Raw genomic sequence first — 13,934 nt, 5'->3', positions numbered from 1 at the left:
AATAAAGACCGAATACTTATTTTTTCTGAAATAAAAATCCATTTAGGGTATCTGCTCATCCAATTATTTTTTTTCTTTTTCTCTTTCGGGGAGTACGAAATCTCATGGCACTTTTCAACACCACTTCATGGGCAAAATATTCAGTCATCGCGGCCAGCCTTGCAGGAGTGATGATGTTAAGTGGTTGTGCCAAAAAAGAGGAACAAGCCACCACAACCTTAAATATCGGCTATCAAAAATATGGGATTCTTCCTATTTTAAAGGCTCGTGGTGACTTAGAAAAAGCATTAAAAGAACAAGGCGTGCAAGTGAAATGGGTTGAGTTCCCTGCTGGCCCTCAATTACTTGAAGGCTTAAACGTAGGAAGTGTTTCACTCGGTGAAGCAGGTGAAGCACCACCGATCTTTGCTCAGGCTGCCAATCCAAATTTAGTCTATGTCGCAAACCAACCTGCTGCGCCAAAAGCTGAAGCACTATTGGTACAAAAAGACTCTCCAATCCAATCTATTAAAGATTTAAAAGGCAAACGTGTTGCTCTTAACAAAGGCTCGAATGTTCATTACCTATTGTTAAAAGTTTTAGAAGCCAACAACTTAAGCTTAAGTGATATTCAACCAGTTTATTTACCGCCATCAGACGCTCGTGCTGCCTTTGAAAAAGGTGCTGTCGATGCATGGGTGATTTGGGACCCGTTCTTCGCAGCGGCTGAACATCAAATTCAGGCGCGAGTTTTAGCAACAGGCGAAAACTTGGTGAGTAATCATCAGTTTTATTTAGCTGACCGTAAATTTGCAGAAAATAATCCGAAAGTACTCAACACTGTTGTACAGACACTTAACCAGACCACTGAGTGGGTGAGTTCACATCAGGATGAAGCTGCCAAGTTACTCGAAAAACCTACCGCACTTGAGTTTGATGTACTCAAAACTTCAATTTCACGTATGGGTTTTGGAGTTCAGCCAATCTCTGACAAGGTGGCACAAGAACAACAACAAGTAGCTGATGCTTTTTATGCACAAAAGCTCATTCCAAACAAACTCACCATTCAAGATGCCATTTTAAAACTGAAATAAACCCAGCTTGGGCACGGCTTAAATAATCATATAAATGCTGTGCCTGACCTCAAGGGGAACAAGGATATCAATATGCAACATCAGTCATTATTTAGTAAGAGTCAGTGGACACAATTAATTAAGCGCCTCAGTGCATTCACTGTATTAGGCTTAACAATCGCAGCGCCAGCTTGGGCAATTGACCCAACTGTGAAAGAACTTCGTATTGGTTTTCAAAAAAGCTCAATTAACTTTGCAATTGCTAAACAGCAAAAGCTATTTGAACAAGAATTCCCAAATGCAAAAATTACTTGGAATGAGTTCCCTGCCGGTCCACAAATTTTAGAAGCTTTAGCTGTCGGTTCGCTTGATGTAGGCGTTACTGGAGATACACCTCCTGTCTACGCACAAGCGGCTGGCAAGCCTTTATATTATATTGCTTATGAAGCTGCTAAGCCCTTGGCATCGGCAATTTTAGTTCCAAAAAACTCGCAACTCAAACAGCTGAAAGACCTTAAAGGCAAACGTATTGCGCTGCAAAAAGGTTCGAGTTCACATTACTTACTTGTACAAGCCGTACGTAAAGCAGGCCTAAACTGGAGCGATATTACCCCCATCTGGCTTACCCCTGCCGATGCTCGCGCAGCATTTCAAAAAGGTGCCGTTGATGCATGGGCAATTTGGGATCCTTATTTCGCTTCAGCACAACTAGAAGACCAAGCTCGTGTTCTTGCATCAGGTAAAGGCTTAAGTCCGAACTATACATTTTATTTAGCAGCTCCAAATTTTGTTAAACAACATCCTAAAGCTGTTTCCGGGCTCATCAAACAAATCAATCAAGCTGACAAATGGGTTCAAAGTCATCAAACAGAAACGGCAGGTGCGATTGGCCAAAGCACAGGGCTTAAGCCTGCAACCAGTGATTTATTCATTAAACGACGTCCACGCCCATCATCGGCAGCTCCACTCAGCAGCAAAGTGATTGCTGAGCAGCAGCAACTCGCAGACATTTTTACTCAACAAGGCATCATTCCAAAACCAATCAGCATTAAACAGGTTGTTTGGGGTGCCAAGTAATTTTAATAGACATATAGGTAATGCACATGAAAATTTTCTGGTTTATTCCTACCCACGGTGATAGTCGCTATTTAGGTACAAGTAAAGGCGCTCGTCAGGTTGACCATGCCTATATGAAGCAAATTGCTGTGGCAGTAGATAATTTAGGTTACGAAGGTGTACTTATTCCAACAGGTCGTTCATGTGAAGATCCTTGGATTACGGCGGCTAGCTTAATTGATGCAACTCAACACCTTAAATTTTTAGTTGCATTACGACCAGGGGTAACCACACCAGCTTTGGCAGCACGTATGGCTGCAACGTTTGACCGTTTGTCGAATGGCCGTGTGTTACTCAACTTAGTGACTGGTGGTGATGAGGCTGAATTACGCGGTGATGGCTTATATGAAGATCACTCAACGCGTTATCAAACTGCCAATGAATACGTAAAAATCTGGCGTGAGATTTTGACACGCTCACATACAGGTGAAGCTTTTACATTCCACGGTGAACGTTTACAAGTGGATGATGCAAAACTACTTTACCCACCTGTTCAAAAGCCTTACCCACCACTTTGGTTCGGGGGCTCTTCAGACGTCGCTGTCGATTTGGCTGCTGAGCAAGTCGATACTTACCTTACGTGGGGTGAACCACTTGAAGCCGTAAAACAAAAGATCGAACATGTTCGTGCCAAAGCTGAGGCTAAAGGCCGTAAATTAACTTATGGTATTCGCTTGCATGTGATTGTTCGTGAAACCAACGAACAAGCTTGGGCAGCAGCGAACGAGCTTATTCAGTATCTGGACGATGCAACTATTGCTGCCGCACAGAAAAAATTTGCACAAATGGACTCTGTAGGCCAACAACGTATGGCGGCTCTCCACGGCGGTAATCGAGACAAACTAGAAGTATCTCCAAACCTTTGGGCGGGTATTGGTTTAGTTCGTGGTGGTGCTGGTACAGCACTTGTAGGTGACCCAGAAACAGTTGCTGCCCGCATTCAGGAATATGCTGATTTAGGTATCGATACGTTTATTTTCTCGGGCTATCCACATCTTGAAGAGTCAATTCGTTTTGCAGAGTTAGTATTCCCGTTATTACCAATTGAAACTCGCGCTAAACTTGCTCAGCCAAATTTAACCGGTCCATTCGGTGAAATTATTGCCAACAATTATGTTCCAGACGAGAAGAAGCAAAATAGTTCCGTCAAGGAGCCTGCATGAGCAAAGCTGAAAGTGTTGTTTCACGTGGAACAAAACAAATCGGGCAGCGTTTGCTGCCTTGGATTTTCCCTATTCTTCTATTGGTTGTTTGGCAAATTGCCTCAAGTTCGGGTCTTTTAGAAAGCCGTATTTTACCTGCACCTACTGCTGTCGTTTCCGCTTTTTGGCATCTACTGGTGAGTGGAGAACTTTGGCAGCACGTTAAAGTGAGTGCAGGGCGTGCTTTACTGGGGTTGTTGATTGGTGGCGGTTTAGGTTTGTTATTAGGTCTACTCAACGGGTCTTCGCGTTTCGCATCTACCCTGCTCGATACGACCTTACAAATGATTCGTAACATCCCAGCCTTAGCACTTATCCCACTCGTCATCTTGTGGTTCGGGATTGATGAAACAGCAAAATTATTTTTAGTCGCCGTAGGTGTTTTCTTCCCCATTTATATTAATACCTATCACGGTATTCGATCAGTTGACCCTCAATTGATTGAGATGGGCAAAAGCTACGGACTTTCACGTTGGCAGCTTTACAAAGAAATTATTTTGCCAGGTGCGATGCCTTCTATTTTAGTGGGTTTACGCTTTGCTTTAGGTTTGGTTTGGGTATTGCTCATTGTTGCTGAAACCATTTCAGCTCAAGCAGGTATTGGTTATATGACCATGAATGCACGTGAGTTCTTACAAACTGATGTAGTTCTGGTCGGTATTCTTCTGTACGCCTTACTAGGCAAACTAGCAGATGTTTTAGCACAGCTTTTAGAACGCTATTTACTACGTTGGCACTCTGGATATCAGAAATAAGGGAGCTTAGAACATGACAAATCTGAATTTAAATATTAATCAGAATGAAGTGCAGCTCATTCCGGAAGAACCAACAGAATCTCAAGAACCTGTATTAGGTGCAGAGATTCTGATTGAGCAACTTTATAAATTCTATGGCGAGGTAAAGGTCCTCGAAGATCTTGACCTACACATCCAGCCGGGTGAGTTTTTAGCAATTGTTGGCCGAAGTGGTTGTGGCAAAAGTACGTTACTCCGTTTAATTGCTCAACTTGAAAAAGCCAGCTTTGGGGAAATCAAATTTAAATCTGCCCGACATTTACGTGAAGGCATTACGAACGATGATATTCGAGTAATGTTCCAAGATCCTCGTTTACTTCCTTGGAGAAATATTCTTCAAAATGTTCAACTTGGGCTACCAAAATCGCAACATGCTTTAGCAGAAGAATTACTAGAAAAAGTCGGTTTAAAAGAGAAATCAGGACAATGGCCTTCCCAGCTTTCAGGTGGTCAACGTCAGCGTACTGCCCTAGCCCGTGCACTATCACATACGCCGCGCATATTGTTGCTAGACGAACCTTTGGGTGCATTAGATGCGTTAACTCGGCTTGAGATGCAAAGCTTGATTGAACGCTTGTGGAAGGAGCAAGGCTTTACTGCAATTTTAGTCACACACGATGTGAGTGAAGCAGTGCAATTAGCTGACCGTATTATTTTATTAGATAAGGGTCAGATTGCTCAAAGTTTCCAAGTTAATTTGCCGCGCCCGCGTAAAAAAAGTATTACTTTTGCTCAGCTTGAACAACAAGTACTCGATGCGGTTTTGGCAACTTAAGGTTGCGATGAGTAATGAGAACTGTTCAACCAAAAAATGCCCAATTTACGAGCAATAAAACTGCTGTTTTATTGCTCTTTTTTAGGGCGAAAATAAAAAAATATTTTTAAGAATAACAATAAACTAGTGAATCTCTCTATTTTTTGCACAATAGTATATCTATTACACAAATAAGTAGCCGTTTTTTGATTAAAAAAGCAAGACACCTGTGCACAAATCAAACAATTTCCCTTACAATGGGAATACTATTTTTTTAATTATGCAGCAGATGGAACAAAAAAAGAGTACCCAAAAGCGCAATCAGCTTCTTGCTGCGGCCCTTGACGTATTTTCAGTCTATGGGTTCAGTGGAGCAAGTCTGGATGAAATTGCCCAACTCGCCGACATGCATAAGTCGAATATTTTCTATTACTATGAAAATAAAGAGTCTTTATATGTAGAAGTGCTCACAACCGTTTTACAAAAATGGTTGGCCCCCTTACAAACTTTAGAAGCTGAATTAGAACCAGCCGAAGCCTTATCTCACTATTTAATTCAAAAAATCGAACTGTCTCGTAGCCAACCGAAAGCATCTAGATTGTTTGCACTAGAAATTATTCAAGGCGCTCCACATATTTTGCCTATACTGAAAGGACCTTTGAAAAAGCTATTTAAGCGCAAAGCCAAAGTCATTCAGACTTGGCAAGAAGAAGGAAAGATTTCCCCAGATATCGACCCTGAGCTATTAATACTCAATATTTGGGGCCTTACGCAAAACTATGCAGATTTTGCAACTCAAATGGAAATGGTGACCGGTAAAACGCTTCGTAACCGCATTATGTTTCAGCGTTCGATTGAGCATACGGTACATATGATGCTCTACGGCGTATTACCTCGTTAAAACAAAAAAAGATCGGCAAATTTGCCGATCTTTTTTTAGAAATGATTTTGATAAAGTGCTAGGAGTTTCTGGGCACCTAACAATAAATTTTCTTCCCAATCCAGATGTGCAGTGTCATCTGCCCCATCAGTAATATACTTCACCGAGATTAATCGTACACCTAACTTGTGGCACACTTTAGCTAAAGCATATCCTTCCATATCCACCACATCACAAGCTACTTTTGGCTGACCTGTTTCAAATGAATCACCTGTTCCACATACTGCTTTTGGCAAATCAATAAAATGTGGTTGAAGATGAATCTCTGCCGCCAAATGATCATCTAACGGCGTTACACCTACTTCAAAACCTAGGGGTGAAACATCCATATCCCGTTGTACAAAAGTTTTTACTTCGACTAAATCATGTCGATTAAATGCAGAGCTTCCCGCTGTACCTAAATTAATTAGAGTTTTGCATCCTGTTTTTTGAATAACTTCAAATGCTTTAAAGGCAGCATTAATTTTACCAATACCACTGTAATGGACTTCAATACCTGCTTGTTCAAATAAACCCTTAGATTCATTAGGAAGTGCCATAATTAAAGCAATATCAGTGTTCATTCAAAAAGCTCAAATCAAAATTAAATAAGTTAGAAAATAAGTATAAATCAGGTGCAAAAGCTTTTTGCACCTTTTCATCATTACTGCACTTTTTGTTGTAAAGCGATTAAGCATGGAGAAAAAAACAGTTGACCACTATATGCTCCTGCTAGCGTTTTCTTCATTACAACGCCCCACATCGTCAATAACAGGATACTCAATGCGACAGCAACGTATTGTAAGAATACAATTTCAACCTGATGTCCTAAATTAAATAGTGCGAGAATAAATACACCTAATGGAAAGGTTAAGCCCCACCAGCCCAAGTTAAATGGAATACCTGTCTTTGCGTGACGAAGCGTTGTTAAAATCGCAAGACCAAGCCACCATAACCCAAAGCCTAAAAGTACAAGACTGCCTACAACTCCTAAGGCTTGAAAGACATTCGCAAATTGGTCAAATCCTACATTTGGCGCCACTCTTTGTGCCTGCTGCCCTAATAACAATAAACCTAATGCACCTGTACCAATAGGGCCTAAAGACAACCAGCTAGAAATTGCGACTTCTTTTTCTGGTAACTGATGTAAAGCCATACGCAGCATTAAAATTGTCAAAATAGCGAATGCAGGTAAAACAGAAATTCCCCAAAGTACGTAGCCCCCCATTAATAAATGAAAGCTGTGTACATCTGCTGGTAAATGTCCTACCAACATACCCGCAGAACTTGCTGCTACTTCACAGGCAACCACAGGTAAAAGCCAGATTGCAGTCATCGTATGTAGCTGATGGTTCTGACGACTAAACATACAAAATGGCACGATCCACGCAATGGCCAGTGCTAAAAAGACATCGATGTACCATAAAGCTTGAGCAATATGGATTGCAACTTCACCGTAAAGCCCGACACCGAAACTTAGAAACCCATTTAATATCGTTGCAAGCCCCATCGGGATAGCGCCTAAAAACAAGCTCATATTTGGATGATTAAAAATTTGCTTCGCTTCATGAAGGAAAAGAAACCACCGCAATAAATAAAGAACTGAAAAAACGCTAAATAAAACAATATTAAATTGCCATAACAAAGTAGCTAGCTTGAATAAAAATGATTGAGCAAAGGGCAGCTGGATTAAAATCATACTCACCACGCCAGTACCCATAGTCGCTGTAAACCAATTTGGGGTAAAATGTCGTATAACATCTTTGCTTTGATTTAATTGGTAAAAGGGTTTTTTCATCTTAGTTCTCTAATCAAAGAGTGGATAAAGATATAGTAGAGCAAACCATTAATAAGAAAAATTGATTTATTTTTATTTAATTCATCAATGTTTTAAATATACAAATATTCATATTGAAAAATAACTGAGTAAAAACACAACAACAAGACGAATCTGTGAGATTATGGCAATATATAGCCCTTGCAAAAATAGCCATATTTTAAGTTCATGAAACTGCTTCGTCTCAATGCGTTATCGCCCAATTTTCAGTTACCTCAAACAGCGGTAACTATTGGTAATTTTGATGGTGTCCATTTAGGCCACCAAGCGATGATTGCTCAACTCAAAAACATTGCTGCAGCACAAGGCTTAAAAACACTGGTCATGATTTTTGAGCCACAACCTCTTGAGTTCTTTAAAGGTTACGATGCACCTCCTCGTATTAATTCATTACGGGAAAAAGTTGAATACCTAGCTGAGCTTGGCGTTGACTATATTGCGGTTGCTAAATTTGATGAACATTTCCGTAGCATGAGCGCATCTGCCTTCGCAGATTTATTAAAAAACAAATTAAATGCCCAGTCATTAGTTTTGGGGGATGACTTTCATTTCGGTAAAGACCGCCAAGGTAACAGTGAATTTTTAAAAGATTATGGCTTCCAAGTAACAAATTTACATACCATTGAACTTGAAGGTGAACGCGTCAGTTCAACCCGTATTCGCCAAGTACTTCAAGTGGGTAATCTTGCTTTAGCAGCTAAATTATTAGGCCGTCCATACAGTATTACTGGACGTGTCCAATATGGCGACCAAATTGGACGAACTCTTGATTTTCCAACCATTAATGTTCGTCTCAATCGCCACAAACCTTGTTTAAACGGTATTTATGGCGTTGAAGTCATTTGCGAAACGACTTCTCTCACTGAAAAAGTGCGCCAAGAAACACCTGAAAAACCGGGAATTGCCGGATATCATGAAAATAGCCTCTATGGCGCAGGTCATGTCGGTACACGTCCCGCCATTCAGCAAGAACATCCAGAATGGAGATTAGAAGTACATTTCCCTGATGTTTCTGCTAATCTGTATGGCTTATTTATGCGGGTGACTTTTCTTCACTATCTTCATGGTGAATTGAACTACCCTTCGCTTGAAGCACTTAAGGCTGGAATTGATAATGACGTGCAACAGTTACGACAATATCGTAACGACACGACACAATTTCCTTTTTAATTCGAATTTTGATTGTAAAACATGTCAGCTCCCAAGCTGATTAAACTGGAAGAAAACTTGCATGAGCGATAAGCAAACTCCTGAGAATGCAGTGGACTACAAAGCCACGCTAAACCTGCCGGATACTCAATTTGCAATGAAAGCAAATTTGGCAGTACGTGAAGTGAAATGGTTAGAAGAGTGGTATACCGACAACATTTATCAGCAGATTCGTGCATCGCGTATTGGCAAGAAAAAATATATTTTGCATGATGGCCCTCCATATGCGAACGGTACAATTCACTTGGGTCACGCAGTCAATAAAGTACTCAAAGACGTTATTGTAAAAAGCCGTACGCTTTCAGGTTTTGATGCACCATATGTTCCGGGTTGGGACTGTCATGGCTTGCCAATCGAACTAAAAGTTGAAGAGAAAGTAGGTAAAGTGGGCGAAAAAGTTGACGCAGCAACTTTCCGTAAACTTTGCCGTGAATACGCGCTAAAACAAATTGATTTACAACGTACTGACTTTAAACGTCTTGGTATTTTAGGTGATTGGGATAATCCTTATCTCACCATGAATTACAAACAAGAAGCCGATATTGTTCGTGCTCTAGGTCTCATCCAGAAAAATGGCCATATCCAGCCAGGCTTAAAGCCAGTGAACTGGTGTATGGACTGTGGTTCAGCTCTTGCTGAAGCAGAAGTTGAATACGAAGATAAAAAATCTGACGCAATTGACGTTGGTTTTGGCGTTGTCGATCTCAAAGATTTAAGTGTCCGTTTAAACGTAGAAGTTCAAGATCCGACAGATATCGTGATCTGGACCACTACACCATGGACATTACCAGCTAACCAAGCCGTTGCGTTGCATGCCGAAATTGAATATCAATTGGTGCAAGTGACAACTGAGCGCGGTAAGCAAAACTTCATTCTTGCTAAAGACTTAGTTGCTTCAGCGATTGAGCGTTACAAGCTTGAAAACCCAGTTGTTTTAGCTGATTTTACTGGTTCGGCTCTTGAAAACCTTACCCTACAACACCCTTTACTTACTGATCGTCAAGTTCCGGTTATTTTAGGTGAACACGTTATCGCAACAAGCGGTACAGGTGCCGTACATACAGCGCCTGGCCACGGTGCAGACGACTATAAAGTAGGTCTTCAATACAACCTTAAAGTAGATAACCCAGTAGGTGGTAACGGTGTTTATTTACCAACTGCTCCAATCTACGCTGGTGAACACATCTATAAAGCTAATCCAAAGATTATTGAAGCTTTAGGTGCTGTAGGCCGTTTATGGGCTCATCAGCCAATTAAACATAGCTACCCACACTGCTGGCGCCATAAGACTCCAATTATTTTCCGTGCTACACCACAGTGGTTCATTAGCATGGATCAAAAAGGATTACGTGAAGGTGCGCTTAATGCCATTGAAAATGATATCGAGTTTGTACCGAACTGGGGTAAAAACCGTATTGAATCAATGATCGAAGGTCGTCCGGACTGGTGTATTTCACGTCAACGTACTTGGGGTGTTCCAATTCCATTCTTCGTTCATAAAGATACGAACGAATTACACCCTCGTACACCTGAACTCATCGAAGAAGTTGCTCAACTGATCGAAGAAGAAGGTATCGAAGCATGGTTCAAACGTGAAGCAAAAGACTTCATCGGTGAAGATGCTGAACAATATAACGCTGTTCGCGATACACTCGATGTATGGTTCGACTCTGGTACAACGCATTACGCTGTACTTGAGCAACGTGATGAATTAGAAAGCCCTGCTGACTTATATTTAGAGGGTTCAGACCAACACCGTGGCTGGTTCCAATCTTCTTTATTAACATCTATGGCAATTCACAATCGTGCGCCATATAAAGCCTTGTTAACTCATGGTTTTACAGTTGATGAAAATGGCCGTAAATTGTCGAAATCTTTAGGCAACTATATCCCGCTTGAAGAAATCATCAAACAGCTTGGTGCAGATGGTTTACGACTATATGTAGCGTCTAGCGACTACCGTTATGAAATCGCAGCATCGAAAGAAATCTTTAGCCGTGTAAGTGATAGCTATCGCCGTATTCGTAATACCCTACGCTTCTTGCTTGCGAACCTAAATGGTTTCAAACCAAGTACTGATGCTCTGGGCGTAAATGACCTCATCGCTCTTGATCAATACATCTTGCAACGCGCGAATGAAGTACAACAAATCATTATCACTGCCTATGAAGAAATGAACTTCCATGTGGTATGTAGTGCGTTAACAAGCTTCTGTATTAATGACTTAGGTGGTTTCTACCTAGATATTATCAAAGACCGTCAATACACCACTAAAGCGGATTCTCAGGCACGTCGTTCTGCTCAAACAGCGCTTTATCATATTGTCCAAGCATTTATCCGTTGGATGAGCCCAATCTTAAGTTTTACCGCTCAAGAAGCTTGGCCATTGATTCCAGAACAAACTGAAAAATATGTATTTACTTCAGAATGGTATGACTTACCTGTTTCATCAAAAGCAAACTTGCTTTCTGAAGAAGATTGGCAAACATTGATTAGCGTAAAATCTGCAGTAAATAAACAGATTGAAGCAGCGCGTAACGCTAAACTTGTCGGCAGTAATCTTTCAGCCAAAGTTGAACTTTGGGCAAGTGAATCATTACAAACAGTTTTAAACCAACTGGCTGATGAACTCCGTTTTGTTCTTATTACTTCGCAAGTAGTAGTACATCCATTTGCTGAGCAAGGTGAAGCAACTGAAATGGAAGGCTTACGTGTACAAATATCTGCAGCTGAAGGTGAAAAATGTGCACGTTGCTGGCACGTCCTTCCAGATGTAAATACACATGCCGATCATCCTGGTTTATGTGGTCGTTGTATTGTGAACGTCACTGGTCGTGGCGAAGTGAGAAAATATGCCTAATTCACAAGCTAAAAAAGGCTTATTCCAGTTTTATCCACATAATCTGATTTGGCTTGGACTTTCTGTCCTTGCCATTGTATTGGATCAATGGACAAAATGGATTGCGAGTACACATCTAAACTATGCAGATCCTGTACCTGTACTTCCATTTTTAAACTGGACACTATTACATAACTATGGTGCAGCTTTTAGCTTTTTATCTGATGCAGGAGGATGGCAGCGCTATTTCTTCACATCTTTGGCGGGCTTAGTTTCAGTACTTTTTGTATTTTGGTTAATGCGTATGCCTAAAAAAATGGTGGTGCTACCTGTAGCCATCGCTTTAATTTTAGGTGGAGCTTTAGGCAATTTAATTGACCGTGTTACCCTAGGTTATGTGGTCGATTTCATTCATGTTTATTACCAAAATCATCACTTTCCAGCTTTTAATATTGCGGACAGTGCCATCACTCTAGGTACGATTTTGCTACTCATTGATACATTCTTCCTTGAGAAGCAACGTAACCAAAACTCGGATGCATAATATGACCGAAATTATTCAACCTAACGAAGAAATTCGTATCCAAGAAGGCTCTAAAGTCGACCTACACTTTTCTGTAGCTATCGAAAATGGTGTAGAAATTGACAATACACGTAGCCGTGAAGAGCCAGTCAGTCTGACTATTGGTGACGGAAACCTTTTACCAGGTTTCGAAAAAGCATTATTCGGTTTACGTGCAGGTGACCGCCGTACAGTACACCTTCCACCAGAAGAGGCTTTTGGTCCGTGGAATCCAGAAAATGTTCAAACTTTCGATACAGTTAAGTTTGAACAACGCCCTATTCCTGGTCACATGATCGAATTTGAAGATAAGGCAAAAACCACCTTATTCGGTGTAGTAAAATCAGTTAATGATGACATTACAGAAATTGATTTTAATCACCCATTAGCTGGGAAAAATATTACCTTTGAAGTAGAAATATTTAAGGTTACTCCTGAAGGCCAACAAGGCATTAAGCTAATGTAAATAAAAAAGCCCTCTAAATGAGGGCTTTTTTATGATTCAGTTTTTATTAGTGACATAAGAATCCTTACAAATTCTATATTCTCTCCTACCTATAGAATGAATTAAGTTATAAAGATAAAAATTCTTAGGAAAAATACATGCTGGTCTATATTATCGTAGGAAGTGTTCGTGAAGGACGTACAGCAATTAAAGTTGCCAATTGGCTAGAATCCACAATTCCATCATTTAATCTAGAAGATTTTCAGACAGAAATAATTGATTTAAAAGAGTGGAATTTACCGTTATTTTCAGGCTCTCACCCACCTGCTACTGGGGTTTATGATCAACCTAAACAACAAGAATGGGCAGACAAAATTGCTCAAGCAGACGCATTTATCTTCATTAGCCCAGAATACAACCATGGTTACAGCCCAGCTTTAAAAAATGCACTTGATTATGTCGGTAAGGAGTGGGGTAGTAAACCTGCTGCATTTATTGGCTATGGTTCAACAAATGGCTCTCGTTCTATTAGCCAAATACGTCAAGTCACCTCAAGTTTAAGTATTATTGACCCGAATGCTGTAATAGAGATAAGAGATATATTTAAACGTAATAAAGATGAAAAATTCGAAGCTAATGAATTTGAAGTAAAAGGTCTTCAATCCATTGTTGAGAAACTACAGAAATATCATTTGTCTTAATTGCACAAAAGGCCTCTTTTCTAAACAAAAGAGGCCTTTAATTTTATAAACTCTTTAAATACTCCACTACATCAGTATTACCAGCCATTTCTGCAAGCTCTAATGCTGTGTATTCACTTTTGTAAGCGACATGCGCACCTTTTTCAATTAAGAGTTGAACTATCTCTAAATGATCATTTTCAGCAGCTGCTTGTAGAGCACTATATCCCTCATCATCTATCTGATTAGGATTTTCTCCCTCTATTAGTAATTCTTTTACTTGATCGATATCACCTAGAGATGCCCAATAAATCAATGCAGGCAAAGATAGCTCTTCATCATCTTCAGGTATTGGAGAGAAAGAATTGATTTTCATGAACGTACCCAAAATAATAGAGTTCATCATTATATTCATAGAATACAGCAAGAATACAAATCCTATCTTTTATTAAAAATTAAATTCCGCGCATAAAAAAACACCCCCATTCATTAGAACGGGGGTGTTTAGAATAATGAGCTGGCGAT

The 13,934-nt window shown here is 40.3% G+C and carries 14 protein-coding genes; 11 read left to right on the top strand and 3 right to left on the bottom strand.

Translation table 11 applies throughout. The features are described from left to right. The first annotated feature begins 104 nt into the window (after positions 1–104). The 6 genes from B806_RS0100070 to B806_RS0100045 all read left to right on the top strand — a co-directional run bounded on the left by B806_RS0100070 (position 105) and on the right by B806_RS0100045 (position 5,819). A complete protein-coding gene (locus tag B806_RS0100070) occupies positions 105–1,073 on the top strand; it encodes a sulfonate ABC transporter substrate-binding protein (RefSeq protein WP_005804832.1) in 969 nt (322 codons plus the stop codon). Between the two features lie 72 nt (positions 1,074–1,145). Beyond that, positions 1,146–2,129, top strand: coding sequence for a sulfonate ABC transporter substrate-binding protein (locus B806_RS0100065; protein WP_017402474.1), 984 nt, complete (start codon positions 1,146–1,148; stop codon positions 2,127–2,129). Between the two features lie 26 nt (positions 2,130–2,155). Continuing rightward, a complete protein-coding gene (ssuD, locus tag B806_RS0100060; RefSeq protein ID WP_017402473.1) occupies positions 2,156–3,331 on the top strand; it encodes an FMNH2-dependent alkanesulfonate monooxygenase in 1,176 nt (391 codons plus the stop codon). Then, positions 3,328–4,125 carry an aliphatic sulfonate ABC transporter permease SsuC gene (gene ssuC, locus B806_RS0100055; protein ID WP_002120785.1) on the top strand — a complete coding sequence of 266 codons (798 nt, stop codon included), beginning with the start codon at positions 3,328–3,330 and terminating at the stop codon, positions 4,123–4,125. Before ssuD ends, ssuC begins: the two co-directional genes overlap by 4 nt. A 13-nt stretch (positions 4,126–4,138) precedes the next feature. Beyond that, entirely contained in the window at positions 4,139–4,939 is an 801-nt protein-coding gene (locus B806_RS0100050) for an ATP-binding cassette domain-containing protein (protein WP_014208026.1), read from the top strand. Between the two features lie 259 nt (positions 4,940–5,198). Beyond that, positions 5,199–5,819: a TetR/AcrR family transcriptional regulator gene (locus B806_RS0100045; protein WP_017402472.1), complete on the top strand. Its 621-nt coding sequence runs from the start codon at positions 5,199–5,201 to the stop codon at positions 5,817–5,819. 35 nt (positions 5,820–5,854) lie between these two features. Here the strand turns inward: B806_RS0100045 and B806_RS0100040 are convergent, their stop codons facing one another. Together B806_RS0100040 and B806_RS0100035 are read right to left on the bottom strand one after the other, a co-directional pair. Continuing rightward, a complete protein-coding gene (locus B806_RS0100040) occupies positions 5,855–6,421 on the bottom strand; it encodes a 5'-nucleosidase (RefSeq protein ID WP_017387468.1) in 567 nt (188 codons plus the stop codon). An 80-nt stretch (positions 6,422–6,501) separates the two neighbouring features. Beyond that, positions 6,502–7,635, bottom strand: coding sequence for a TDT family transporter (locus tag B806_RS0100035; RefSeq protein ID WP_017387469.1), 1,134 nt, complete (start codon positions 7,633–7,635; stop codon positions 6,502–6,504). A gap of 207 nt (positions 7,636–7,842) precedes the next feature. Between B806_RS0100035 and ribF the strand changes: the two genes are divergently transcribed. The 5 genes from ribF to B806_RS0100010 all read left to right on the top strand — a co-directional run bounded on the left by ribF (position 7,843) and on the right by B806_RS0100010 (position 13,430). Then, on the top strand, positions 7,843–8,844 hold the full coding sequence (gene ribF / locus B806_RS0100030; protein WP_002120723.1) for a bifunctional riboflavin kinase/FAD synthetase: 1,002 nt from the start codon (positions 7,843–7,845) through the stop codon (positions 8,842–8,844). 61 nt (positions 8,845–8,905) lie between these two features. Beyond that, entirely contained in the window at positions 8,906–11,743 is a 2,838-nt protein-coding gene (ileS, locus tag B806_RS0100025; protein WP_017387470.1) for an isoleucine--tRNA ligase, read from the top strand. After that, a complete protein-coding gene (gene lspA / locus B806_RS0100020; RefSeq protein ID WP_016802660.1) occupies positions 11,736–12,266 on the top strand; it encodes a signal peptidase II in 531 nt (176 codons plus the stop codon). The genes ileS and lspA overlap by 8 nt, the downstream gene beginning before the upstream one ends. Before the next feature lies 1 nt (position 12,267). After that, positions 12,268–12,750, top strand: coding sequence for a peptidylprolyl isomerase (locus B806_RS0100015; protein ID WP_014208021.1), 483 nt, complete (start codon positions 12,268–12,270; stop codon positions 12,748–12,750). Between the two features lie 137 nt (positions 12,751–12,887). Continuing rightward, positions 12,888–13,430 carry an NAD(P)H-dependent oxidoreductase gene (locus B806_RS0100010; RefSeq protein ID WP_017387471.1) on the top strand — a complete coding sequence of 181 codons (543 nt, stop codon included), beginning with the start codon at positions 12,888–12,890 and terminating at the stop codon, positions 13,428–13,430. A 43-nt stretch (positions 13,431–13,473) separates the two neighbouring features. Here the strand turns inward: B806_RS0100010 and B806_RS0100005 are convergent, their stop codons facing one another. Continuing rightward, the gene (locus B806_RS0100005; protein ID WP_050676235.1) at positions 13,474–13,824 is read right to left on the bottom strand and encodes an ankyrin repeat domain-containing protein; all 351 of its coding nucleotides are present in this window, start codon (positions 13,822–13,824) and stop codon (positions 13,474–13,476) included. Between the last annotated feature and the right edge of the window lie 110 nt (positions 13,825–13,934).

This window comes from Acinetobacter sp. TG2027 (genome assembly GCF_000302435.1).
Lineage (GTDB): Bacteria > Pseudomonadota > Gammaproteobacteria > Pseudomonadales > Moraxellaceae > Acinetobacter > Acinetobacter pittii.
Note: the sequence above shows the minus strand (reverse complement) of the source record. Positions and strands in the feature narration are given on the sequence as shown.